The organism is Actinoplanes sp. G11-F43 (genome assembly GCF_050589265.1).
Lineage (GTDB): Bacteria > Actinomycetota > Actinomycetes > Mycobacteriales > Micromonosporaceae > Actinoplanes.
This window is the reverse complement of sequence record NZ_JBNZCE010000033.1, coordinates 36,927-59,571: the sequence shown is the minus strand read 5'-3', so window position 1 is coordinate 59,571 and position 22,645 is coordinate 36,927. Positions and strand designations below refer to the sequence as shown.

22 protein-coding genes are annotated in these 22,645 nt (G+C 68.9%); 11 read left to right on the top strand and 11 right to left on the bottom strand.

Translation table 11 applies throughout. The annotated features are described in order from the left end of the window. Positions 1-451 precede the first annotated feature (451 nt). Positions 452-1,105, bottom strand: a complete 654-nt coding sequence (locus ACQ0O7_RS34305; RefSeq protein ID WP_430788491.1) for a fasciclin domain-containing protein — start codon at positions 1,103-1,105, stop codon at positions 452-454. 755 nt (positions 1,106-1,860) lie between these two features. On the opposite strand from ACQ0O7_RS34305, the gene ACQ0O7_RS34300 reads away from it, so the two are divergent. Then, a complete protein-coding gene (locus ACQ0O7_RS34300) occupies positions 1,861-2,112 on the top strand; it encodes a Uma2 family endonuclease (RefSeq protein WP_430788489.1) in 252 nt (83 codons plus the stop codon). A gap of 40 nt (positions 2,113-2,152) precedes the next feature. Here ACQ0O7_RS34300 and ACQ0O7_RS34295 read toward each other — a convergent pair whose 3' ends face one another. The 8 genes from ACQ0O7_RS34295 to ACQ0O7_RS34260 all read right to left on the bottom strand — a co-directional run bounded on the left by ACQ0O7_RS34295 (position 2,153) and on the right by ACQ0O7_RS34260 (position 11,088). Further along, the gene (locus ACQ0O7_RS34295; protein WP_430788487.1) at positions 2,153-3,544 is read right to left on the bottom strand and encodes an MFS transporter; all 1,392 of its coding nucleotides are present in this window, start codon (positions 3,542-3,544) and stop codon (positions 2,153-2,155) included. Between the two features lie 52 nt (positions 3,545-3,596). Further along, on the bottom strand, positions 3,597-4,502 hold the full coding sequence (locus ACQ0O7_RS34290) for a sulfotransferase domain-containing protein (protein ID WP_430788485.1): 906 nt from the start codon (positions 4,500-4,502) through the stop codon (positions 3,597-3,599). A 193-nt stretch (positions 4,503-4,695) separates the two neighbouring features. Further along, the gene (locus ACQ0O7_RS34285; RefSeq protein WP_430788483.1) at positions 4,696-5,484 is read right to left on the bottom strand and encodes a class I SAM-dependent methyltransferase; all 789 of its coding nucleotides are present in this window, start codon (positions 5,482-5,484) and stop codon (positions 4,696-4,698) included. A gap of 55 nt (positions 5,485-5,539) precedes the next feature. Then, positions 5,540-6,790 (bottom strand): SGNH/GDSL hydrolase family protein, encoded by a 1,251-nt coding sequence (locus ACQ0O7_RS34280; RefSeq protein ID WP_430788481.1) that lies wholly within the window; start codon positions 6,788-6,790, stop codon positions 5,540-5,542. Then, positions 6,787-7,302, bottom strand: a complete 516-nt coding sequence (locus tag ACQ0O7_RS34275; RefSeq protein WP_430788479.1) for an adenylyl-sulfate kinase — start codon at positions 7,300-7,302, stop codon at positions 6,787-6,789. The genes ACQ0O7_RS34280 and ACQ0O7_RS34275 overlap by 4 nt, the downstream gene beginning before the upstream one ends. Then, on the bottom strand, positions 7,299-8,063 hold the full coding sequence (locus ACQ0O7_RS34270; protein WP_430788477.1) for an NTP transferase domain-containing protein: 765 nt from the start codon (positions 8,061-8,063) through the stop codon (positions 7,299-7,301). The genes ACQ0O7_RS34275 and ACQ0O7_RS34270 overlap by 4 nt, the downstream gene beginning before the upstream one ends. After that, positions 8,060-8,668, bottom strand: a complete 609-nt coding sequence (locus ACQ0O7_RS34265) for a gamma-glutamyl-gamma-aminobutyrate hydrolase family protein (protein ID WP_430788475.1) — start codon at positions 8,666-8,668, stop codon at positions 8,060-8,062. Before ACQ0O7_RS34265 ends, ACQ0O7_RS34270 begins: the two co-directional genes overlap by 4 nt. Then, positions 8,665-11,088, bottom strand: coding sequence for a PEP/pyruvate-binding domain-containing protein (locus ACQ0O7_RS34260; protein WP_430788473.1), 2,424 nt, complete (start codon positions 11,086-11,088; stop codon positions 8,665-8,667). The genes ACQ0O7_RS34265 and ACQ0O7_RS34260 overlap by 4 nt, the downstream gene beginning before the upstream one ends. 516 nt (positions 11,089-11,604) lie before the next feature. On the opposite strand from ACQ0O7_RS34260, the gene ACQ0O7_RS34255 reads away from it, so the two are divergent. From ACQ0O7_RS34255 to ACQ0O7_RS34245, 3 genes are all read left to right on the top strand, one after another. Further along, the gene (locus ACQ0O7_RS34255) at positions 11,605-12,471 is read left to right on the top strand and encodes a helix-turn-helix transcriptional regulator (protein ID WP_430788471.1); all 867 of its coding nucleotides are present in this window, start codon (positions 11,605-11,607) and stop codon (positions 12,469-12,471) included. A 122-nt stretch (positions 12,472-12,593) separates the two neighbouring features. Beyond that, complete coding sequence (locus ACQ0O7_RS34250; protein WP_430788469.1) at positions 12,594-13,451, top strand: aldo/keto reductase; 858 nt, start codon at positions 12,594-12,596, stop codon at positions 13,449-13,451. Between the two features lie 43 nt (positions 13,452-13,494). Continuing rightward, positions 13,495-14,166, top strand: coding sequence for an NAD-dependent epimerase/dehydratase family protein (locus ACQ0O7_RS34245; protein ID WP_430788467.1), 672 nt, complete (start codon positions 13,495-13,497; stop codon positions 14,164-14,166). 198 nt (positions 14,167-14,364) lie between these two features. Here the strand turns inward: ACQ0O7_RS34245 and ACQ0O7_RS34240 are convergent, their stop codons facing one another. Together ACQ0O7_RS34240 and ACQ0O7_RS34235 are read right to left on the bottom strand one after the other, a co-directional pair. Further along, positions 14,365-14,745 (bottom strand): hypothetical protein, encoded by a 381-nt coding sequence (locus ACQ0O7_RS34240; protein WP_430788495.1) that lies wholly within the window; start codon positions 14,743-14,745, stop codon positions 14,365-14,367. 230 nt (positions 14,746-14,975) lie between these two features. Next, positions 14,976-15,518, bottom strand: a complete 543-nt coding sequence (locus ACQ0O7_RS34235; protein WP_430788465.1) for a GNAT family N-acetyltransferase — start codon at positions 15,516-15,518, stop codon at positions 14,976-14,978. A 260-nt stretch (positions 15,519-15,778) separates the two neighbouring features. Here ACQ0O7_RS34235 and ACQ0O7_RS34230 point away from each other — a divergent pair, with 260 nt between their 5' ends. The 7 genes from ACQ0O7_RS34230 to ACQ0O7_RS34200 all read left to right on the top strand — a co-directional run bounded on the left by ACQ0O7_RS34230 (position 15,779) and on the right by ACQ0O7_RS34200 (position 22,588). Then, a complete protein-coding gene (locus ACQ0O7_RS34230) occupies positions 15,779-17,221 on the top strand; it encodes an ATPase domain-containing protein (protein WP_430788463.1) in 1,443 nt (480 codons plus the stop codon). Then, positions 17,218-18,273: a sensor histidine kinase gene (locus ACQ0O7_RS34225; RefSeq protein WP_430788461.1), complete on the top strand. Its 1,056-nt coding sequence runs from the start codon at positions 17,218-17,220 to the stop codon at positions 18,271-18,273. Before ACQ0O7_RS34230 ends, ACQ0O7_RS34225 begins: the two co-directional genes overlap by 4 nt. A 90-nt stretch (positions 18,274-18,363) precedes the next feature. After that, positions 18,364-19,080, top strand: coding sequence for a DedA family protein (locus ACQ0O7_RS34220; RefSeq protein WP_430788459.1), 717 nt, complete (start codon positions 18,364-18,366; stop codon positions 19,078-19,080). Next, positions 19,008-19,538 (top strand): SigE family RNA polymerase sigma factor, encoded by a 531-nt coding sequence (locus ACQ0O7_RS34215; RefSeq protein WP_430788457.1) that lies wholly within the window; start codon positions 19,008-19,010, stop codon positions 19,536-19,538. Before ACQ0O7_RS34220 ends, ACQ0O7_RS34215 begins: the two co-directional genes overlap by 73 nt. After that, positions 19,535-20,941: a hypothetical protein gene (locus ACQ0O7_RS34210; protein ID WP_430788455.1), complete on the top strand. Its 1,407-nt coding sequence runs from the start codon at positions 19,535-19,537 to the stop codon at positions 20,939-20,941. Before ACQ0O7_RS34215 ends, ACQ0O7_RS34210 begins: the two co-directional genes overlap by 4 nt. A 134-nt stretch (positions 20,942-21,075) precedes the next feature. Beyond that, positions 21,076-21,606: a SigE family RNA polymerase sigma factor gene (locus ACQ0O7_RS34205; RefSeq protein WP_430788453.1), complete on the top strand. Its 531-nt coding sequence runs from the start codon at positions 21,076-21,078 to the stop codon at positions 21,604-21,606. Position 21,607: 1 nt separating this feature from the next. Further along, entirely contained in the window at positions 21,608-22,588 is a 981-nt protein-coding gene (locus tag ACQ0O7_RS34200) for a hypothetical protein (protein WP_430788451.1), read from the top strand. Positions 22,589-22,645: the final 57 nt, after the last annotated feature.

Genomic DNA, 22,645 nt, shown 5'->3' with positions numbered 1-22,645 from the left:
GTCCATTCCGGACAGCCAACGCCCGGCCAACAACCCAAATCTCACTCAACGTTACATCCATGAGTGTCGACCAGGTTTTGGATGGCTCTCCCGGAAATCCCACGTGATGGGGGCGTGATGATCCGATGGTGATTCTGTGTCGCCGGCCTGCTCAATCCACAGTGGACTAGGGCGTTGAGCTGGACATCCGCCACGCCGAACCGGTCCGGACTCTCGACCCACTCCGACTACTGCGAGTGACATGGATGGCGTCTCCGGAACCCGTCCGAGGTCATCCACCAAATCCGGCCGCCCGCCCGCTGCGCCATGCGCACCCAGGACAGCGACTCTAGAACCCGGGCGTTCCCGCCGCCCGACGCATCCCAGCCCTGAGGCGCCGGCCTGCAGAACGCAACGGTCCCGCCGGGCATGAGCTGATCCCATGCCCGGGGGCCGCGCTGTAAAGGACGGGTCAGGGCAGGTTGATCGGGCGCAGGACGCGGTCGATGCCGTGGGCGATCTGCTTGTTGCCCTTGTTGATGTCGAACCGGTTGACGCGCGGGTTGCGGTCGGAGCGGTCGGCGTCGATCAGCGAGATCCGCTTGTGCCAGCGCGGCCCGTACACGTTGACCTTGATCTTCGCGCCGGCGGCGGTGCTGAGCTTGGCGTTGTCGGACTTGAAGGCGACCTTCTTGGTGATCGTGGCGCCAGGGACGACGTGGTAGAGCAGGACCGACTCGACCGTGTTGATGCCGAGGCCGGCGACCGCGGTGAAGGCCTTCTTCTCACCGGGCAGCTTCTTCGCCTTGGTGATGTCCTTGACCAGCAGCTGGAAGGCGCGGTCGTTGGGAAGGAACGCGGTGACCCGGGTCTTGCCGTCGGCGAGTACGGCGACCTTGCTCTTCGGCTTGGCCTTGAGCACCGCCTTCACCGCGGCGGTGAGGATGTCGTAGTCGTGGCCGTTCCGGTCGAAGCCGCTCTTGTCCTTCATCAGCACGGCCGCGAGGGACTTGGTCTTGAGAGGCTTCTTGCCGGCGGCCTGCGCGGGAGCGGCGCTCAGTGCCGAGGCGACGATCGTGGCGGTGACGACAGCGGCGGCCTGCTTGCCGAGACGGGTGAACCTCATCTTCGAGCCTCTTTCCGATCGGGTACGGGGGTGGCTCCGACAGCCACCACCCGTACTTCGCTCGGCACCGGCCGGATGGATGCAGCTATTTCGTGAGAGTTCCACGAAGCAGGCTCTTGCCGGAATGGGTGGCGTCGCCATCGTGGGGTTCGTCGCTGACAGATTTCGTACGTCGATGCGCAGCTGCCCGTCAGCGAGCACCTGTACGTCACCGCCCGCACTCGAGGGGACCGTCTCCAGCGGCAGCAGTGTCGCCCGGGCTGTCACCTGCTCGGCCGGAGTTCGGTCAGTGAACCGGTCGAAGGCCACTGTGCCCGCTATCGCGAGCACGGCTGCCGCCGCAGCGGTGAGAACCGGGGCAAGCCAAGGCAGCCGTGAACGCCGTGCCCGGCGCCGTGTCAGGTCGATGACCGGCACCTGAGGTTCGGCAGGTGTCCGTGAGGCCACGATGCCGGCTTCGATGGACTGCCACAGGTGTTCCGGGGGGAGCGGGCAGGTCGTGGAGTTCGGCGGTCTGCGCGCCGAGGTCGGTGACGTCACGCAGTGCCTGCATCTCGCGCCTGTAGTCGGCACAGCGTTCCAGGTGGTAGGGCCTGATTCAGCCAGTCCGTACGGGCGTCTGTCAGCCGGGGCAAGCGCGCCGGTGGCGGCGGGCGTGTTCATGCGGCACCGGCGTCGGATGCAACAGCGGCCGGTTCACTCTGCTGTCCGTCGTGCCGCCCGCGGATCCCGAGCACTCGCTACCCGTGTCACGCATGTCTGCCTGGTTCTTGACCAACGGCTTCGGCCCGGAACATCACAGCTTCGCCGGCACGGCGGGTCTGTTGCTCGCGGTAGAGGTGGTGTCCCGCGGCTCCGAGATCGTCGACCGGGTGATCAAGAAGGCCGAGTATGCGAAGGCTGGCATCCCGCGCTCCTGGGTCATCGAGCGCGACACCGTCACCACGGTTCACCGGCATGTCCTGAACACCTCGACCGGCGAGTACGAGCCGGACGAGGGCTCCTGACCACGGCACCCGGGCTCCGGTAAGGCCAGAACACCCGCCCTCATGTCTGGTGCTCCGGGTCCCGCGTCCGAGAACGGGGCATGATGAGCAGAGTCGTGAAGACCGACGCACCGACGACCACGGCCCCGATGAACTGCGTGGAGCCGTATCCGGAGCCGACGCCGATCATGGTGAGGTAGACGGCGACCGAGATCGCACCGCCGACGTGCGTGGTCGACTCGAACAGCGCGGAGGCGAGCCCGCGATCCTCCGGCGCGGCGTCGCCGATGCACTCTCGGGTCAGCCCCACGTAGATGGGGCCCGCGCTCAGTCCCCAGAGGACCAGGTACACCACCAGCAGGGTCAGGGACCCGGCGGTGCCGAACGCGACCAGGGCCAGCATGATCGAACACAGCAGGAGAGCCAGTGCCACGACGCGGCGGGAGCCGTAACGCCGTATCAGCCAGCTGGCCGGAGCGGCGCTGATCACGGCGCCGAGCAGCACCGGAGCCAGCGCGATGCCGGCCTGCGCCGCGGACAACGAGTACTCGTCCTGCAACTGCAGGCTGCCCACGACCACGACCGCGGCGTACGCCGCCGAATGCGCGCCGAATGCCAGGCAGCTGGCCACCAGCCGGCGGGACCGCACCACCGACGGCTTGATGATCGGGTTGCGAACCCGACGCTCCCACCATGCCAGCGTGCCCAGCATCAGCACGCCGGCCAGGACCGGCGACACCGTCGCCAGTCCTGGCCCGTGCTCACCGATCCGGGTGGCTCCGTAGATCACGGCGAGCAGCCCACCGGTGACCAACGCCGCCCCGGTGACGTCGAGCCGCTCCCGCCGGCTGCCGGACGGCTCGTCGGCCGGCAGCAACAACAGCCCGGCCACCACGGCGAGCGCCGCGGCCGGGACAACGACGATGAACACCCACCGCCAGCCGAGGTACGAGGTGATCACGCCGCCGAGGACCGCTCCGGCCATGCCGGCCGTGTTCGCCGCGACCGCCACCACGGAGAACACCCGGCTGCGCCACGGCTCATCAGGAAAGAGGGTGGCAGCCGACGCCAGCGCCGCGGGAATGGCGAACGCCGCCCCGAGGCCCTGCATCACCCGGCCCACCAGCAGGAGCGCCAGCGTGCCCGCCACCCCGGAGAGCAGCAGTCCGATCCCGGTCAGCGCGAGACTGGCGACGATCACCCGGCGCCGGCCCCAGACGTCGCAGATGCGGCCGCCGAGGACGAGGAAGCCACCGATGGTCAGCGAGTAGAGGGTCACCACCCATTGCAGCTGCGCGGGCGGGATTCCGAACTCCGCGCCGATGTCCGGCAGCGCCGTGGCGACGGCGAGGCTGTCGAACAGCACCAGGAACATAGCGCCGGCCAGCACCAGAGCGGTGGGCCAGCCATGCCGTCCCGGCCGCGCCGCGGGCTCCGTCGTCTGCGGTTCCATCAAGTCCTCCGTGCTCGCCGTATGACCGTCCTCGCCCTCGTCCCCGGCTCGGCTATCCGGCCGATTGCGCCTGCCCAGTGGGCGCCGCCAGGTCGTATCCGTACTGCCGGGCCACCGCACCGAGCTCGGGATCGGAGAAGTACCCGGCCAGGCCCGGTGTCATCCAGGATGTCCAGCCCGACACCGCGCCCTTGCGGATCATCCGCGGTTGCCGCTCCCCTGCGGCGTCCTGCGCCACCACGGCGTCCTCGTGTGCCCGCATCCGCTCGAAACTGCTGGCCTCCGCGGCGGCGCGGAGGGTGTCCGCGGTGACGTCCACCGGAAGCTCGCGCAGCGCCGGCTCGAGGACCTCCACCGGGCGCTGCTTGAGGTCCTCGAAACGCAGTACCGTGGCATGGTCGTACCCCTGGGCCTGTTCTTCCCATGCCTGGTAGAAGGCCGACCAGTCCTCGACCGGGTTGGACGAGTAGTCACCGGGACCGCGCAGCCAGTCCTCGAACTCGTCGGGCACCTTGTCCCACTCCTCCTCGCCGAACGAGCGGCGCCACTGGTGCAGCGAGTAGAGGGCGTCGCGCGGATCCCGCACGATGATCCAGACGCCGCCCACCGGGAGCCCGTCGAAGATCTCCGGGGGGTGGTGCGACTTGACGAAACGCGGCCACGGGCGGATCACCTCAGGATCTCCGGCCTGGCTGTCCTTGTCGTGCAGCGAGGCGAGCCGGTCGCGGTATGCCGCATGCGTTCGCACGCCGACGGCCGTGCCGTCCGCCTGCAACCGCTCGGTGTAGGCGTCGACGTAGTTGAGTCCCGCTTCGAAGAGGATGTTGCCGATCAGCGACTGGCCCGCCCCACCGCAGCTGGCCACGACGATGTCCCGTGGACCGAGCTGCTTGAGGTTGTCCGCGTACAGCTCGCTGAGCCGTGCGCGGGCCAGGGTCGAATCCGGCCGGTGTGCCATGAGGATGTTCCCTTCTCTTGCTGACGGATCTTGCGGACGGATGTCGTACGCACCGGCTCAGCAGGGCGGACGACCCCGGCTGAGGCACCATCGGGCCCCGGCAGGGGCGAACTCGGGATCGCTGAACGGGGAATCGCCGCGACACGCGGCTGCTGTACCAGCCGGCGGAGGGCGATCCGCCTCGCACGGAGGCTCAGTCCCGGCGGCGGACGGCCCAGGCTTTCGTGAGGTAGGTGACGTCGACCGTGTCGCGGTCGGCCAGCCGCTGCTCGGCGTAGCGCAGGAACGCGGCGAACTTCTCCTCACCGAGCTGTGCGCGCACGTCGTTGACGGCTCGCCACGCCCCGAGGTGCTGCTCCACCGGCTGCACATCGACATGCCGGCCTTCGAGGTAGAGGATGTCGTCGTAGCCGGGATGCCCGGCCAGGCGCTCGGTCAGCGTCTCGGTGAAGCTGCCCTTGCCGAAGGCTGTCTTGCGCATCCCCGGCTCCAGGCGCGTCAGCTCCTCCTCGATGTCGGCGAGCAGCGGGTTGGCGTCCAGCTTCCGGGTGTTCCACAGCGCCACGAACCATCCGCCCGGGCGCAGCACCCGACGGAACTCCTCGGTGCCCTTGTCGAAGTCGACCCAGTGGAAGGAGGAGGCCATCGTCACCAGGTCCGCTGACCCGCTGTCCAGGCCGGTCGCCTCGCCGCCGCCGACCCGCCAGGTGATGCCGGTGCCCTCCGAGTCTCGCCGGCCCACCCCGCGCATGTCGTGGTTGGGCTCCACCGCTGTGACCGAGCGGAATGCGGCCTGGGCGAGCATCCTGCTCCAGATGCCGGTGCCCGCGCCGACGTCCACGGCGTCCAGTTCCCCCGGGTCGCGGCCGAGAAGGCCGAGTATCGCCGCGCGGACGGCGGGAGAATATCCGGATCGGTAGGCCGAGTAGTTCTCGGCCAGGCCGGTGAAGTCACCGAGCCGCATTGCCTGGGTGTCGGTCATGGTTGTCGTCCTCTCTGTCGGCCGGCGCGTCACCAGCGCCGGTCAGTCGGATGATTCAGCGGATGTTCTGCGGTTGGGCCGGCCCGGCGCCGGCCTCGGTCAGAAGTTCGCCGATGACAGGGCTCAGCGCTTCGGCGACCAGCGCGTTGCCGCGCCGGCTGCAGTGAGGTCCGAGCCGGCCGTGCACGAACAGGCCGTCTCGATCCGGATCCCGGCGGAATCGCTCGGTGAGGTCCACCACCGGCAACGTCGGCGACACCTCGGCGAGGAACCCGTGGTGCGCGGTGCCGCCGTCGCGCCTCTCCAGGTCGGCCGGTTGCGGTATGACGAGCAGGACCGGGTGCTTGCCCGCGGCGCGGCACACGGCCGCGAAACGCTCCACCAGGGCCCGCATCAGTCCTCGAGCGTCCGGGTCGGCGTACAGCCGTGCGGTCCAGCGGGCGTTGTCGCGCAGGATCACGCGGAACGCCGCGCGGATCGCGGGTTCACCGCCGTCGTCGCCGCGGATCAGCCCGCCGGCGAGGTGTGCCAGCACGGGAAGGTGGCGGCGCGCCCGGCGTACGAGCTTGGGCAGGTAGGGGAATCGCAAGATGTCGGGGCGGAATTTGCCGGCATGGAAGGGGTCCAGACGGGTGATCTCCGTCAGCCGTTCCTGGTAGGTCAGGTACTCCTCCGGGCGCCGGACCGCGCTCGGATGCAGCCGCAGCCCTTCCGGGCCGAGCGTGAACCGCGGCTTGAAGGCCAGCACATTGCCGTACTCGAAGTAGTGCTTCCAGTAGGAGTGCACCCGCGCGACGGTCTCCGGGACCACCCCCATGACGATCACCTGGGCCTCGAGGTCCGGCAGCTCCCGCTCCAGGCGCAGCAGGGCCTGGTCCAAGCCGAAGTTGCCCACGCCGTAGTTGGCCGCGTTGACATCCACCAGCCGGGACAGCTGATGGGGCCAGGTCTCGTCGTCCCCGACCAGCCGGCAGAAGGTGAACGAGTCACCGAAGCAGGCGACCGTTGCCGGCTCCGACTCGAAACCGGGATTGCGCCGGCGGCCACGCTCGTCCATGGCATAGCCGACACGGCCGCTGTCGGTGGTCTCCGTACCCTGCTCTCCAGGGCGCCGGCACCAGCCGAGCTCGGGGTCGAACGAGCGGGCGACGTGCTGTTCCACCAGCGCGGCCGGTATCGCCGGGGTTTCGTCCCCGGGCGTGAGCAGCCAGGGGAAGCCGGGCTTGAGCCGCCGTACGAGCCGGGCGGCACCGTACTCCACTGCCGCGTAGCCGCCGAGCACGGCGATCAGATGCCGGGCCCTCATCGCGCCACCGGGAGGGGCAGGGCTGCGACGATCCGCTCGACCAGGTCGTCCGGAGTCCCGCCGCGTCCCGAACTGTCCAGCACCAGGTCGGGGGCGGCAGGTTCGGGGAAGGGGATGTCGACGCCGACCACGTCGCTGATCTCGCCGTCGATTGCGGAGCGGTACAGACCTTTGGTGTCGCGGGCGACGACGATCTCCATCGGCACGTCCAGGAAAACCTCGAAGTAGTGGGAGAGTTGCCGCCGGTTCCACTGCTGCCAGTGCGGGAAGATGGACAGGACCGCGGCGACCACGTGGATGTCCTGCCGGTCGAGCATCAGACACAGCTTGCTCAGCCGTTCGGCGTTGACCTCCCGGCCGGCGACGTCGTGGCTCACGCCGCCCCAGACCTCGCGCAGCAGGTCGCCGTCGAGGTAGACGAGGTTCGGCAGATCTGCCCGCAACCGGGCGGCGAGGCGGGTGCCGATAGTGGTCTTGCCCGCCCCGGAGAGACCTATCAACCAGATGATCATGAACGTGTCTCCCGTTCTTGATGGAAAACGAGCCGGCCCCGCGCGACCAGGTCCTCGCAGACCGCCAGGTCCGTCGCACTGTCGACCTCGCCCCAGGCGCCCTGGCAGGGCACCGTCTCGATCCGGTACCCGGCCTTCAGGAGCCGTCGCAGCAGACTTGTCATGTCCAGCGCGTCGACCTCTGCCGGCGGCATCGCGTCCAACACGGCTCGTACGCCGGTCCAAGCGGACGGAGTGAACCGCAGCAGTCCCATGTACTGGCCCTGCACCTCCGCCACGGTCGCGGGGCGCGCACCGATCTGTTCCAGCGCGCCGTCCGGTGCGAGCCGGAACGTCTCGGCGTCCACCAGCGGATCGGCGAAGCGCCGGTGCCACAGCTGTGCCCAGGCGGGGTCGTAGGCGATGGCCAGTCCGCCGGGGGCGCTGATGAGGTGCCGGACCGTCTCGGCGGTGTAGACGATGTCGGCGTACGAGACGACACACGGCGTGGTGGCCACCCAGTGCTCGGCTGCGAGCAGCGAGCAGACCATGTTGGTCTGCGCCCACCTCGGCGCGGGGAAGACCGTCAGGCCCCGGTCGTTCAGCATCTCGGACCGGTAGCCGGCGACGACAGCCAACTCCGCGATGCCGCCGGCGGTGAGCGCGGCCCGCTGCCAGGCCAGCAGTGGCCGGCCGGCCAGCGGAACCAGGCACTTCGGACGCTCCTCGGTGAGACCGCCCAGGCGGCTGCCGCGCCCGGCGGCCAGAATGACCCCCCTCATGGCGCTACTCCGAAGTGGGCCCGCAGGAGGCCGCGGTCCTCGCCGGCCAGCTCGATCGGAAGCCGCTCGGGATGCCACATGAGGCCGAGTACCGGTTCGGTCTCATGGCGGATGGCCTTGATGACGCCGCCCGGCCCAGTCGCCCATGCCCGTAGCGGTGACCGGATCTCGGTGGCGCCCCAGTTGTGGTAGCTGTTGACGACCCGGCTGGCCCCGTCGATCCGGACCGGCTGCCGTTCGGCGACGTGGCCGGTGACCCGGTGGAGCGGGGTTCCGAAGCGGCGCAGCAGCATCTGCATTCCCCGGCAGACGCCCACGACCGGCAGGCCGCTTTCGTGCGCCACGTCCAGCAGTGCGCTCTCGGTGCGATCCCGGTCAGGGGCCTCACCCCCGAACTCCGCCAAGTCGTTGCCGCCGGTGAGCAACAGGCCGTCGACCGACGCGACACGCACCAGCCGTACGGCGCTGTCGACATCGTTGGGAACAGGCAGACCGGTCAGCCCGCAGGAACGCAGGAACGGCCACCACCGTTGATCGAGCGCGTCGCTGCGCACCCCGTGCGCCGAGTCGACGACTACGCGCTGTGTGACCGCGATACACGTCATCGCAGCACCTCCACCCGGTGGTTGAGGCAATCGATCTTCAGGTAGTCGGCGGCGGCCCAGCGGTTGTACAGAACCTCACCCGCCCCGATGACGGCTGGAATGCCGAACTGGTGCGCGCGGATCGCCATGTGGGAGTTGGCGCCCCCGTAGCGGGTGACGAAACCGGCGACGCCCTCGGCGAAGATCCAGTCGTAGCCGGGGTCGCCGCTGGGCAGCATGAGAATCTTGCCCTGCAGATCGGCCGGGTGCGCCGTGACCAGCTCCACGCGCCCGGTGGCGGACTCCTGGGTCACGTAGTTCGGCTCGGTGGCGGGCAGGTGAAAGGACTTCACGTCTGCCGGGTCAGTGATCAGCGGCGGTAGCACCAGCCGGCGGGTGAGCTCGTAGCGCTGCCGTCCCTCGACGGCACACCGGCGCAGCACCCGGGCGGGGTTCTCGGCACCCCGATACAGCCCGTCGATGCACTCCACGTCGACGTACGACATCTCCTCGGTGTCCATCCCCACGCTCTTGCCGAGCTGGGTGAAGAGCGCCAGCGCCTCACTCAGGTGGCGGGTGAACTCGAACTTCGAGTTCTCCCTCAGTTCGATGCTGGTGATGATGAAGTTGAGAAGGCCGTACGCGTCCTGCTCCAGGCGATGTTGCCGGAGCAGGTCGTCGATCTGGCGCATGGTCTTCGCGGGCAACCGGAACGGCTCCGGCGCCTGCACGTTGACCCGGGCGTTCGGCCAGTCGAAATATCCGTCCGGTTCCTCGTCGTAGCGGGGGGAGCGGATGTCGTAGGTCCCAGGACGCAGGAAGCCGTACCGGCGCAGGAATTCGGCCCGTGTCAGCGTGGTGCGGTCGCGCAGCATCCGGTTGGTCACCGTGTCGAGGGAGGCCATCAACGCGGCCACGTCCTCCTCGGTCAGCACGTCGATCTCCACCAGCGAGCGCAGGATCTCGGTGGCGATGAAGCCCAGCCGGGCGAAGCCGGCGAACGCCAGGGTGCCGAAGCGACGACAGTCCTCGAGCAGCCAGTAGATCTGAGTGGGGATGTCCAGATCGGACTGGCGCACCTCGCCCAGCTTGGCGCGCAGCGAGGTGATGCTCGCGAGGTCCTCACGGCGGGCCGGATGCTCGGGGTCCATGAGCCGGTTGGTCAGGGTGCGCAGCGAACCGACGATGTCGTCGCGTTCCTGAACGCTGAACAGGTGCTCGACCTGATTGGCGAGCCGCTCCTGCAGGGTGAAGGAGTAGCACGAGAACACCACGTCGAACTCGACCTTGTCGTGCAGCTCCGGGTTCGCGACGAGCCGGTCGATGTAGTGGTCGACCAGTCGCTCGGCGAGGTCGTCGTCGATGGACGCGGGAACGAGCGAGTTGCAGCTCTCCCGGACCCCGACGTACGGCAGACCGAAGAAGTCCACCATCAGGGGGAAGCCTCGTACGTCTCGATAGCCGTACCGGGCTCGCTGATCGGCCCAGAGGCCGTCGGTGATGAGGCGGCGGTACAGCGACAGGGCGAGTGGCCGGGGCCGGGTGCCCACGATCTCCGCGGGGTTCCAGTCCGGCATCACGCCGAAGACCGTGCGCCGACCGCACAGGTGCGGATGCGGCTGACCCGCCGTCCGGAGCTTGGACGCGATGGCGCTCAGCGCCTGCTCGTGCTCGTCGTTGTCGAGAAGTGTCTCCACCACCATCGGGCGGACCTGGAGCAGGTACAGCTCACCGGTGACGTCGAACGCGAACTCGATGTCGAGGTTGTTGCGTTCGAGCAGTTCCTCCAGCTCGCGGGAAAGTTCCATGAGCTGCTGGATCCGGGCGTCGCCCCGGCCGGTGCCGCTGGTCTTCCAGGCGTAGAGAGTGCGCAGCCGGGCACGCGCTCCACTGGTCACCGCCGCCGAGTCACCGTTCTCCTCGTAGTTGATGACGAGGTACGGCGCCCCGGTATTGGGATCACAGGTGAAGACGACGCCAGTCATGGTGGCGTCACGCACCATCGGTTGCACCAGCACGAGCTGCTCACCGAGATCGTCGAGCGCGGGCTCCCCGGTCCGGCGCTGGTACGAGTCGATGACCGCGTCGACCGCCTCGCGCAACTCCTGCCGGCCGGCGACACCCGCCACGGACAGATAGCTGCCCGGCATCAGCGTGCCCGGGTCGTCCTCCTGCCGGGTGCTGCTCCGCACGATCAGCGGCTCGTTGCCCCACGGCTTGCTCAGCACGTCGTCGAGAACCTTCTCCGGGACAGTCCGCCACTCCGCGACGGAGAAGTACCGGAGGGGCAGCACGCGTGCCCTGCGAACGAGCGGGGCCAGCTGTTCCAGCGTCTCGGCCTTGGAGCCGAAAAGAGCGGCCGGCGTGCCACGCTGCATCGCATGCCCGGCAGCCGGGGAGTGACTCACCGCAGAGGTCAGGGCAGGGTGATGTGATGCCATGATGCTCCTTTGCTTCCGGACCTCCGGTGGAAATCCCGTCTAGTGGTTGAGATGCGTGCGACGGCAACGCGACCGCGGCAGTCCCGGGGCGGTCCCGGGCCACCGTCCCCTATCGGGAGATGCACCCAGCTGCGAAATCGTGCGCTGTCCGAGAGTGGCGGGCGATTGCGGACACGTCGGCAGTTGAATTTCCGCAGCCCCCGTCTCGTCAACTTGGTGAACTCGTGCTGAACCGTCTGGCTACCCGCTCGATTGTCGACCTAACAGCGTCACGTTTCGTCATCTGAATTCTGGCCACTGTAGACGGAGCACTATTTTGAGCGTTCCCATTGACAGCGATGCGTCTCAATAGATATTGCGGTATCTCGGCGTAGGGTGAGCAGGTTGGTCTACTCGCCGGCGACGCGATGATCGCGTGCACGGTGGCGATCTCACCCACGGAGAGTCGCACCGACCAGCTCATCCACGACCTGCCGCGCCGCCAGACCAGGAGGAGCGCCTGCCTACGCTGGGATCGTGGACAGCCGGGCGGAGATCAGCGCTTTTCTCAAGTCGCGCCGCGACAAGATCACGCCGGAGGAGGCGGGCGTGCAGTCCTACGGTGAGCGGCGGGTGCCGGGGCTGCGGCGTGGGGAGGTCGCTCAGCTGGCCGGGGTGAGCGCCGAGTATTACACCCGGCTGGAGCGTGGCAACGTGGGCGGCGTGTCCGAGAACGTCTTGGACGCGCTGGCCCGGGCGCTGCGGCTGGACGAGTTCGAACAGGCCCACCTGCGTCATCTGGTGCGGGCGGCGGCTGCCCCGCGATCCCGGGCGAGTGCGCGTGCCGTGGCCCCGGCGGTGCGGCCGTCGGTGGTGCGGATGGTCGAGGGAATGCCCGGCATGCCGGCGTACGTCAATAATAATCGCCTTGATGTGCTGGTGACCAACTCGCTCGGCCGAGCCTTGTTGACCGACCTTTACGCCGATTCGGCCTACGGCAGGAACATGGCGCGGTTCGTGTTTCTGAGCCCGGCCGCCCGGCATTTCTTCGTCGACTACGACCGTATCGCCCGTAGCGCCGTCGGGCATTTCCGGGCAGAGGCGGCCAAGAACCCGTACGACCGGCAACTGTCGAATTTGATCGGTGAATTGTCGACCGGTAGCGAGACGTTCCGGGTCTTGTGGGCCGCACGCGACGTGTACGCCTTCCGCGACGGCAGCAAACACTTACGGCACCCGATCGTCGGCGAGCTCGTCCTCGACTTCGAGGTGCTGTCCCTTCCGGGCGACAGCGGCCTTCAGATCGCGGTCCACAGTGCCGAGCCGGGCAGCGCCGCCGCTGACGCTTTGACGGTGCTGGCCAGTTGGGCCGTGACCAGCACCGGCACGGAAGGCGAAAGCTGATCGGCGCCGGTTTCTGGGGGTCCCTGCCGGTACCTGTCAGGTCGGGGACTCTCACCCGGGCCGCATCCTGAGCTCTGCTGGAGGGGCAGGAACAACCACGACAGGTCACGAGGAATGCGATCATGAGCAGGGTTCCGTCCATCACCTTGAACAACGGCGTCGAGATGCCTCTGCTGGGCTTCGGCGTCTTTCAGATTCCGCCGGAGGACACCGAGCGAGCTGTCCTCGAGGCGCTCGAGGCCGGCTACCGTTCGATCGACACGGCGGCGGCTTATCAGAACGAAGAGGCCGTCGGTCGCGCGATCGCCGCCAGTGGCATCCCGCGCGAGGAACTGTTCATCACGACGAAGCTTTCCTGGATTCAGGACGCCGGTGAGGAACCCGCCAAGCGCGCGTTCGAAAGGTCACTGGGCAAGCTCGGCCTCGAACAGCTCGACCTGGTTCTGATCCATACACCGTACGGCGACTATTACGGCACCTGGCGCGCGCTGGAGGCCGCCTATCAGCAGGGCTTGGTACGCGCCATCGGCGTCTCCAACTTCCACCCCGACCGGCTCACCGACCTCATCGCCCACAATCAGATCGTCCCGGCCGTCGACCAGGTCGAGACGCACCCGTACTTCCAGCGCATCGCCGACGAGCGGGCCATGCGCAAGCGCACCGTGCAGATCGCGGCCTGGGGTCCGCTGGCGCAGGGCCAGTACGACCTGCTCAGGAACCCGGTGCTCACCGAACTGGCCGGCGCGTACGACAAATCCGCTGCTCAGATCGTGCTCCGCTGGCTGACGCAACGCCTGGTGCCGACGGTCGTGAAATCCACCAAGCCGCAGCGTATCCGCGAGAACCTCGCCGTCTTCGACTTCGAGCTCACCGACGCCGACATGGCGCGCATCACGGCCCTCGACGGCAAGACCGGACCGGCGTACGACATCCGCGACGCCGACACCGTCGACTCCATCAACAACATGCCGCTCCCCTGATCACAGGTACGGGGATAGCGCCGGCGCACATCAAGGAGACCGCATGCGCGTCATCGTTTTCGGCGCCACCGGCATGGTGGGCCAAGGAACTCTGGAAGCCTGTCTGCGCGACGACACCGTCACCGAGGTCCTGGTCGTCGGCCGCTCGCCGACCGGCCGCACCCACCCGAAGCTGCGCGAGATCCAGCACGCCGACTTCACCGACTTCACCGGAATCGCGGACCGGGTCACCGGATACGACGCCTGCTTCTTCTGCCTCGGCGTCTCGGCTCTGGGCATGAGCGAGCAGGCGTACCGGGCCGTCACCGTGGATTTCACTCTCGCCGCCGCCCGGACACTTCTGGCCGCCAACCCGGAAATGGCCTTCTGCTATGTCTCCGGAATCGGCGCCGACGGCACCGGCAAGACCCGCATGATGTGGGCCAGAGTCAAGGGCGAACTGGAGAACACCCTGCTGACGATGTCACCGAGCGCGTACATGTTCCGGCCCGCCTTCGTCCTGCCGTTGCCCGGCGGCAAGGCGAAAACGACCTGGTACGTGCTCATGTACAGGGTCCTCACACCGCTCTACCCGGTGCTGCGCCGCGTCGCGCCGCGGTTCGTCACCACCAGCCTGATCCTGGGCGAAGCCATGCTCGCCACAGCCCGTGACGGTGCCTCGCCGCGCGTCTTGGAGGCCGGCGATATCAACGAAGTGGCCGGCGTGCGTACTTGATGATGCGGTTGCGGGTGTGTCGGGCTGCGGCCGGTGGGTGCCGCCCTTGCGGCAGCACCCACCGGGCCCCGGGGCTGTCAGGTGAAGGTCACGTACACCCAGCTGCCGATGGTCGTGGCGTTGAGGGTGTCGCCCGAGGAGGTCCTCACGTATGACGACTGCCTTCGCCTGCCGGCCGGGATGGCAGTAGAAGATGCCTCAGGCTCCGGCGCTCGGGGTGGCGACGGCGCGAGGCGCGCGACGGTCACGGATGCCGAACGCGATCGCGGAGATCACTCCGGACACCGCGCTCAATCCGGCGAACAGCAGGACCGCGCCGACCGCGTACAGGCCGCTGTCGTCGATGCGTGCCGCATCGGCGGTCCAGGCGACGGTGAATCCGACGGTCAGGGCTGCCGCCGCCAGTACCTCGCGCGTCCCGGCCCACAGGGCGCCTACCAGCAGAATCAGTAGTGATGCCCCGACGCCGACGATCTGCCATGCCTCGTACGGGCCGGTGTACTCGCCGGTGGCGGGATTGAGTTGGCGTTCGGTGTCCCAGCCCAGCCACGCGTACCAGATCAGGGCGGACAGCACCATGATTGTCACGGCGGCACACGTCTGGAACACGCGGCCGCGCGGCCCCGGCCTGAGCCGATTCGCCGCGGACTCTCGGGAGTCCCTGACGGCGGGGGTGACGGGCTGCTTGATCGGGTTGTCGGCCGGAGTATCCATCGTCGCTGTTCCCTATCCTGGTGTGTGGCTGCGCTTGTCTGTCGGGTATGACGCTACGGCCGCTGACCGGCGGGAACATCCGCCCACGGTGCCCTTCAGGAGTGGTACCGCGGTACTACTCGCTGGTAGCGCAGTTTCACCGCCTCAGCGGGGCCGCCCCGGGTGATCTGGCGGGTGCCGTCGGGGCTCCAGCCCTGGGCGCGGTAGAACGCCCGCGCGGAGGTGTTGCCCTCCAGCACCCACAGGCTGGCGGTGGAGTATCCGGCGGTGGCCAGGGCGTCGAGAACCGCTGTCATCAGCAGGCTGCCGGCCCCGGTGCGCCACACCGTGGGCACCGTGTACATCGAGCCGATCTCGCCGACCCGGGCCGGATCCAGATCGGTGTCCTCGCTGGGATAGAAGCGTGAGTAGCCGACGATGTCCTCTCGCTGGGCCTCGCGCAGCACCAATGTGCCGGCCCGCGGCCACCGGGCCTCGGACAGCAGGGCTGACCAGCCGGTGCGGAGGGCGGCGATGTCCAAGCCGGCGAGGTACTCGGCGGACAGCAGGCCGTCGAAGGCCGCCCGCCACGACGCGGCCTGGACGTGGGCCAGGGCATCGGCGTCGGCGGCCTGCGCCCGGTGGATGCTTCGAGTCATCGCGCACCGACCGCGTCCGGGAAAATATGCACCATAGTGGACAGTTTATCGCCGGACCGTACGGTCCGGCGGGCGCCGCCGGATAGCCGGGTGTCGATCGCCGGCGTGGGCACGATGGTTCGCGGAAGGCGGTGCCGATCGCGCTGACCCCGCACATCGCCCGGAGGCTGACCGGGACCTTGTGGGTGATCTGGCCGCGCCGCGATCCGGTTCCGTGTCATGGTGTGGGCAGGGATCAAGGACGTGCGGGGGAGTCATTCGTGACGGACCGGGTGCTCACCGGAATCGAGGGATTGGACGAGATCCTTCACGGTGGTCTGCTTCGCCGGCGGGCCTATCTGGTGCGAGGTGGGCCGGGCAGCGGCAAGACGACCGTCGGTCTGCATTTCCTCAACCAGGGTGTCGCCGCGGGTGAGCCGACCCTCTTCATCAACCAGGGCGAACCCCAGGATGAGGTACGGGTCAACGCCGCCTCGATCGGCCTGGACGTGAGTGGTGTGAACTTCCTCGACCTGGCGCCGTCGGGGACGCTGTTCGCCGAGGGCCAGTCGTACGACGTCTTCCACCCGGCCGAGGTGGAGCTGGAGCCGACCACCCAGTCGATCACCGAGGCGGTGCAGCGGATCCGGCCCACCCGGGTGCTCCTGGACGTGATGACCCAACTGCGGTACCTCTCACTGGACCAGATCCACTTCCGCCGGCAGGCGCTGTCACTGCTGCGTTTTCTGATCACCTCCGGGGCCACTGTCATGTGCGTCTCGGAGAGTCAGGACGCCGACGGCGACGCGGATCTGCAGTTCATGTCCGATGGTGTGATCCACATGGACAACCGAGGCGGACTGCGTACGATCTCGGTCTCGAAGTTCCGTGGTTCGGAGTTCGTCGGCGGCGGCCACAGTCTCAGCATCGACTCCGACGGTATGCACGTGTATCCCCGCCTGACCCCGCAGGACCACGGCAAACCGTTCGTGGTCGAGACGATCTCCTCGGGGGTGCCGGAGATCGACGAGCTGATGGCCGGCGGCATCGAACGCGGCACCGCCACCATCATCTCCGGCCCCAGCGGGGTGGGGAAGACGACGTTGGGCCTGCAGTTCATGAAGGAGGCCGCGGGGCGGGGCGAACGCTCGGTCATCTACAGCTTCGAGGAGGGCGCCGACGCGCTCGCGCATCGCTCGCAGCTGGTCAACATCCCGATCGGCAAGATGATCGAGGCCGGAATGTTGTCCCTGGTCCAGATCGAGCCGCTGCGCTTCACCGCGGATCAGTTCGGGCACATGGTGCGCGACGAGGTGGAACGGTCCGAAGCCCGGATCGTGATGATCGACAGCATTTCCGGCTTCGGGATGTGCATGCGGGAGGAAGATCCGCAGACCTATCTGCACGCGCTGGCGAAGTACCTGCGCAACATGGGCGTCACCACGATCCTGATCAACGAGACGACCAACATCACCGGGGACTTCCGGGCCACCGACAACGAGATCAGCTACCTCGCCGACAACATCGTCTACCTGCGCTACATCGAGATCCACGGCGAACTGCGCAAGGTCATGGGCGTGCTGAAGAAGCGGATGAGCGACTTCGAGAAGACCATGCGCCAGTTCGAGATCACCAAGTACGGCGTCAAGGTGGGCGGTGCCCTGACGAACATGCGCGGCATCCTGCAGGGCACCCCCACCCTGCTGGAGTCATCACCGCGATGAGCCGCATCGGTCTGCTCCTCCCGGCCGGGCGCAACCGGCAGATCATCGAGGACGCCCTGACCCACAACAACTTCGACATCGAGGTCGTGCCGGCCACCGAGATCACCACCGCTTCGGTCGACGTCCTCCTGGCCGAGCCACGATCGCTTCTCGAAGCGCTCGCCGCGGTGGACCGGCCGGACCCGGATTGCGGGCCCGCCGACGGAGAACACGCCCAGCGGCCACCGATCATGCTGCTCACCCGGGCCGGCGACCGCCCGGTTCTGCCCTCCACGGTGGTCGACGCGGCGGACGAGATCTTCACGGTGCCCGCACCCCAGCGGGAGCTGCTCGACGGCATCACCCGCCTGGCCGGCCGGCGCCGGCAGGCCCGCGAGGAACGCCGTCTCATGCGGGAGCACGTCGCCTACATCAGCCACGAATTGCGTACGCCGTTGCAATCCGTGCTGGCGTACGCCCAGATGCTGCACGACGAAAACCTCGAACCCGAACAGGGCGAGCTGCTGGACGGCCTGATCAGGGGCGGTCAGCGGATGCTCGACCTGGTCAACGAACTCCTCGACAACAGCCGTGCCGAAGCCGGCCACGCACCCCACCCCGCCGTCCTGGTCGACGTCGACGAATCGGTGCACAGCGCCCTGGCGATGGTCCGCCCGCTCGCCGACCAGCGGCATCTGACCGTCACCGTACTGATGGACGCCGAGGTGACACCGACCGTGCGCGCCGACCCGGCCCACCTGCACCGGATCCTGATCAACCTGCTGTCCAACGCCATCAAGTACAACCGCGAAGACGGCACGATCACCATCACCCTGCGTGGCGAACCGGACCACATCGAGCTCGACATCACCGACACCGGGGCCGGCATGTCCGCCGCCGAACTCGACCAGATCTTCGAGCCGTACCGGCGTCTGCCCGGAACCACCGCCTCCGGCACCGGGCTGGGCCTGCCCTACGCCCGGCTGCTCGCCCAGCGCATGCAGGGCACGATCACCGTGTCGTCGCACCTCGGAGTGGGTAGCACCTTCACCCTCACCCTGCCCCGCGCCTGACCGATCGGGCGCCGGCGAAGGCTCCCCTCATCGTGCCGCCTTGCCGGGATCGCGGCCGGCGGCGCGCGCGGATCGATGAATAGTGTTGCGGTGCCGGAGAACCTGATGTCAGTGATCTGCTCGCCGTGGTTGTATCTGATCGTCTTCGTCATGGTCACGATCGACGGATTCCTCCCGGTCGTGCCCTCCGAGGCGGTGGTGATCAGCGCGAGCGCGCTGTCGGCCACCGGCTCGCCGAACCTTCTCGCGCTGGCCGCGGCGGTGGTGGCCGGCGGGGTCACCGGTGACCGGATCGCCTATCTGCTCGGCCGCCGGGTGGGCAACCGGGTGACGACCGGCAAGTTGGCCGTGGCCAGGGCGAAGGCCGAGAAGACACTGCTGCGGTACGGCGGGGTCGCGATCCTGACCGGCCGGTTCCTGCCGGGTGGGCGGGCGGCGACCACCTGGGCATCCGGGTCGGTGTCACTGCCCTTGGGCCGGTTCGGGTCGTTCAGTGTGCTGGCCGGCACGGCCTGGGCGGCGTACATGATCGGTCTGGGTCTGATCGGGGGTTCGGCGTTCGCCGATATGCCGCTGCTCGGAGTAGCGATCGGTCTCGGTCTCGGCGCGGTGGTGACCGGTGTCCACCGGCTGGTGGAGAAGCTGCCACGGCGGTCTCAACCTTCCGGACGAAGGCGGCGTTCTAAACGGCATGACAATCTCAGGACCGACTCGGAGCCGACGGAGGAGGCCGGATGCGATCTGACGACGACTTCCGGCATTTCGTCGAGACGCATCGGGACGCTCTCGTTCGTACCGCCTATCTGATCACCGGCGACCGGGGGCACGCCGAGGACCTGGTGCAGTCGGCGCTGGAGAAGGCACATCGGCGCTGGTCGCGGGTGGGTCCGATGGCAGCGCCGGTGGCGTACGTCCGCCGGATCATGGTGAACACGGCCACGTCCTGGCGGCGGCGCCGGCGGGTGCCCGAGGTGCCGCTGCTGGCCACCCATGCCGGTGAGGCAGTCGATCCGTACGCCGCGTCCGGCGACCGGCATCAGGTTCTGGTCGCGCTGCGGCGGCTGCCCCCGAAGATGCGCGCGGTCCTGGTGTTGCGCTACTTCGAAGATCTCAGCGAGGCCGACACCGCTCTGGCACTCGGCTGTTCCGTCGGGAGTGTGAAGAGCCAGGCGTCCCGCGGCCTGGCCCGCCTCCGCGACGAGTTGACCCCCGGTACGTCCACCGCCGTCCCGCTGACCGCCAGTCTGCCCGGGAGGGCATCGTGACCTCGAACATGGAATCCCTGCTCCGCGACAGTCTGCACGCCGAAGCGCGGCTGGTGGCCGGGCAGCCGGAGCCGTACCAGACGTTCGTCCACCTGGAGCGGCGGCACAGGCGCGGCCGGTACCTCACCGCGACGGCTGCGGTGGCCGTGCTGGCCGCGGCGGGCATCGTCGCGGTGCCCGTGCTGGCGCCGGGGGCGGCTGACGCCGGCGGCCCGGCACGCCTGGCCGAGGGCCCCCCGCGAGGCCCGCTGGCGGCCGACAGCGGGTGGCTCAGCGGCTTCCGGTCCGCCCTGCCGGAGCACGGCAACGAGCCGGACTGGAAGCTGGTCGCCGACGAGGTCGACGTGGTGTGGGCGGGTGAGGTGCCCGGGGCCAGGATCGTCGTCGCCGACGTGCCGTACCGCAAGAACGGTGTGACCGACTGGCATCTGTCGGCCTTCACCGGGGCGCCGGGCGCCGCGCCGGACCGGATGGACGAGCTCGGCGACATCGGCGTGAGCGAGACCGGCCTGGTCGGCACCATCGCCGGGGGCAGCGACACCGCCCCCGGATACGCGCTGGTGATCGGCCCGGCGGGCAGCACGGTGACGATGCGGTCCGGCCTGGAGTACGGCGCGGACGGGCGGCTGCACGCCACCGGCACGCAGGTCGGCGAACCCGGTGACGGCATCGCGATCACCCGCCTCGAACCGGCCCCGGGCAACTCCCTGCGGGCCATGGTCCTGGCCACGGTGACCGCCGGCGGCCGGACACTGTTCGACAATGTGGTGGGCGCGGGCTGGTCCTCGGACGAGAACAGCCCGATCAGCCGGGCCGAGCCGCAGTACCTCGACCTGTACCGGGGTGTCACCGACGACATGCTGCGGACCGCGCTCGGCGGCCACTCGTTCGACCTGACCGTCCTGCGGAACATGGTCGGCTCGGCCCTGAACCACGCCGGCCTGGTCGCCGACCAGGTCGCCATGACGGTGCCCTGGACCGGGACGATCGAGGGCCAGCCGGCGATCATGTGGCATCTGCGGGTCCGCGACGGCGGTGTGCTGACCTATCTGTCGCACGGTACCGAGGGCCGCCTGGACGGGTACCTGCTGCAGCCGGCCGCCGGATTCGCCGAGCGGCCGATCGGCTGGCGCCTGCACGCCGAGGGCACGGACCGGCGCGGTGACCGGGTCGCGGTGGTCGCACCCGGCGCCTCGACCGCGACGGTCACCGTGACCGGCCGGGCTCCGGAGACCGTCACTCTGGACTCCTCCGGATTCGCGATGACCACGGTCCCGGACGACGCCGAGGCCTCCGTGACCACCACCGGGCCGGACGGTGACCGGACCACCACGAAGATCCGGCCGTTCGAGCAGATCATGGCCGTGCCGGGAACCACTCCGGGGACCCGCCTGATCGACTGACGCGCCCCGGTTCCGCCCGCGTCCGGCCGGCTGACCCGGCCGGACCGGCGGGCCGGCAGGTTCGGGGTGCCGGGAGTACGAAAGATTTTCGAACCACTGACAACTTCTCTCCGGGTACGGGTGTCTTCCCTCGTGTGACGACCGTGATGAAGCACCGACCGGCCGGGGCGGCGAGCGGCATGGAGCAGGATTTCCGGGTTTTCGTCCAGGAGTTCGCCGCATCGCTGCACCGCACGGCATACCTGCTGTGCGGGGACTGGCACCAGGCCGACGACCTGGTGCAGGAGGCCCTGGCCAAGGCGTACAGCAACTGGCGCAAGGTCCAGCGGGCCGACAGCCCGTCCGCGTACGTGCGGCGCATTCTGATCAACGAGTCACGGCGTTCGTGGCGGCGCAACCGGCACAGTGCCGGCCGGACCGGGGTCTATCCGGTCGATCTCGCCGAGGCCGACATGTCCGACGACGTGGTGAACCGTGCCGAGCTCATCGAGGCGCTGCAGGCACTGACCGCCCGGCAGCGGGCCACCGTCGTACTGCGGTATCTGGAGGGTCTGAGCGAGCGGGAGACCGCCGCGACCCTCAAGTGCAGCCTGGGCACCGTCAAGAGCCAGACGAGCCGCGCGTTGATCAAGCTCAAGTCCGTGCTGAACAGGGGAGAGAACTGAGATGTCGCACGACACCGAACAGCGTCTGAGCGCGGCCATGCGCAATGCCGCGGGCGACCGGGCGTACACCCCGAACGTCGACCTGATCGAGGGCCGCGGCCGGCAGATCCAGCGCCGGCGCCGGGCCTGGGGCGCCACCGGCGGTGGGGCGTTCGCGCTCGCCGCGGTCGCCGCGCTCGCGGTGACGGTCAACGGCGGCGGGGCGCAGGCCCCGGCCCGGGACCTGGCCCGGCCGGCGGCGACGAGCGGCCCGGCCGATGCGGCGACCGCGGAGGGCCCGACGGTCCAGCTGGTCTCCTACCTGACCAACGCCCCACAGCCGGACGGCGACGCGACGCTGCTGCTGCGCAGCCAGGTGCAGAAGGACGGCCGCAAGATCGACGTGTGGGACCTGCACGCCGACAACGGCGACTACTACTTCGCCAAGACCCGTGGCGCGCTGACCGGGCAGGTGGCCGGTGGGAAGCTGCGCGGTGAGGAGGACGGCCGCCGCAAGGTGGTCGCGGCGGCCAAGGCGGCGGCGACCGGCGACCTGACCGAGGGCCGACGCCTGATGGCGATGGCGTACGTGCCGGCGAACCCCGAGGTCGAGCCGACCATCGAGGCGCCCGGGGTGCGGCACACGCTCTCGGCCGAGGCCGCCCGGATCAAGCGGGTGCCCGGTGGCGTCGTCGGCAACCTCACCGACAACTGGGTGTGGAACAACTCGATGGACGCGCTGATCACCGGCGCCGGCGACCCGATGGTCCGGGCCGGCGTGCTGCGCCTGCTCGGTCAGATGCCGGACGTCGCGATCAAGAAGAGCTCGCTCCAGGGCCAGGCGGTCTTCACACTGACCACCGACAAGATCATCACCGGTGCCCCGGAGACGCTGACCATCAACGCCGAGACCGGTCTGCCGATCAAGTTCGTCTCCGGCGGGACCATCGACTACACGGTCGAGCGGGTGACCATCGACGACGTCCGTCAGGGCGACTTCTGACGGTACGGAACGACGCCGGGGCCCGGCCCGCCCGCCGGCCCCGGCGTTTTCCGGCGC

Bases quoted from the DNA above. Each gene is read 5' to 3' on its own strand.
- ACQ0O7_RS34280 (WP_430788481.1), bottom strand. From the start codon at position 6,790: ATGAGGGCCCGGCATCTGATCGCCGTGCTCGGCGGCTACGCGGCAGTG.
- ACQ0O7_RS34275 (WP_430788479.1), bottom strand. From the start codon at position 7,302: ATGATCATCTGGTTGATAGGTCTCTCCGGGGCGGGCAAGACCACTATC.
- ACQ0O7_RS34265 (WP_430788475.1), bottom strand. From the start codon at position 8,668: ATGACGTGTATCGCGGTCACACAGCGCGTAGTCGTCGACTCGGCGCAC.
- ACQ0O7_RS34200 (WP_430788451.1), top strand. From the start codon at position 21,608: ATGTCGCACGACACCGAACAGCGTCTGAGCGCGGCCATGCGCAATGCC.
- ACQ0O7_RS34285 (WP_430788483.1), bottom strand. From the start codon at position 5,484: ATGACCGACACCCAGGCAATGCGGCTCGGTGACTTCACCGGCCTGGCC.
- ACQ0O7_RS34305 (WP_430788491.1), bottom strand. From the start codon at position 1,105: ATGAGGTTCACCCGTCTCGGCAAGCAGGCCGCCGCTGTCGTCACCGCC.
- ACQ0O7_RS34250 (WP_430788469.1), top strand. From the start codon at position 12,594: ATGAGCAGGGTTCCGTCCATCACCTTGAACAACGGCGTCGAGATGCCT.
- ACQ0O7_RS34270 (WP_430788477.1), bottom strand. From the start codon at position 8,063: ATGAGGGGGGTCATTCTGGCCGCCGGGCGCGGCAGCCGCCTGGGCGGT.
- ACQ0O7_RS34300 (WP_430788489.1), top strand. From the start codon at position 1,861: ATGTCTGCCTGGTTCTTGACCAACGGCTTCGGCCCGGAACATCACAGC.
- ACQ0O7_RS34225 (WP_430788461.1), top strand. From the start codon at position 17,218: ATGAGCCGCATCGGTCTGCTCCTCCCGGCCGGGCGCAACCGGCAGATC.
- ACQ0O7_RS34290 (WP_430788485.1), bottom strand. From the start codon at position 4,502: ATGGCACACCGGCCGGATTCGACCCTGGCCCGCGCACGGCTCAGCGAG.
- ACQ0O7_RS34235 (WP_430788465.1), bottom strand. From the start codon at position 15,518: ATGACTCGAAGCATCCACCGGGCGCAGGCCGCCGACGCCGATGCCCTG.
- ACQ0O7_RS34245 (WP_430788467.1), top strand. From the start codon at position 13,495: ATGCGCGTCATCGTTTTCGGCGCCACCGGCATGGTGGGCCAAGGAACT.
- ACQ0O7_RS34260 (WP_430788473.1), bottom strand. From the start codon at position 11,088: ATGGCATCACATCACCCTGCCCTGACCTCTGCGGTGAGTCACTCCCCG.
- ACQ0O7_RS34240 (WP_430788495.1), bottom strand. From the start codon at position 14,745: ATGGTGCTGTCCGCCCTGATCTGGTACGCGTGGCTGGGCTGGGACACC.
- ACQ0O7_RS34215 (WP_430788457.1), top strand. From the start codon at position 19,008: ATGCGATCTGACGACGACTTCCGGCATTTCGTCGAGACGCATCGGGAC.
- ACQ0O7_RS34295 (WP_430788487.1), bottom strand. From the start codon at position 3,544: ATGGAACCGCAGACGACGGAGCCCGCGGCGCGGCCGGGACGGCATGGC.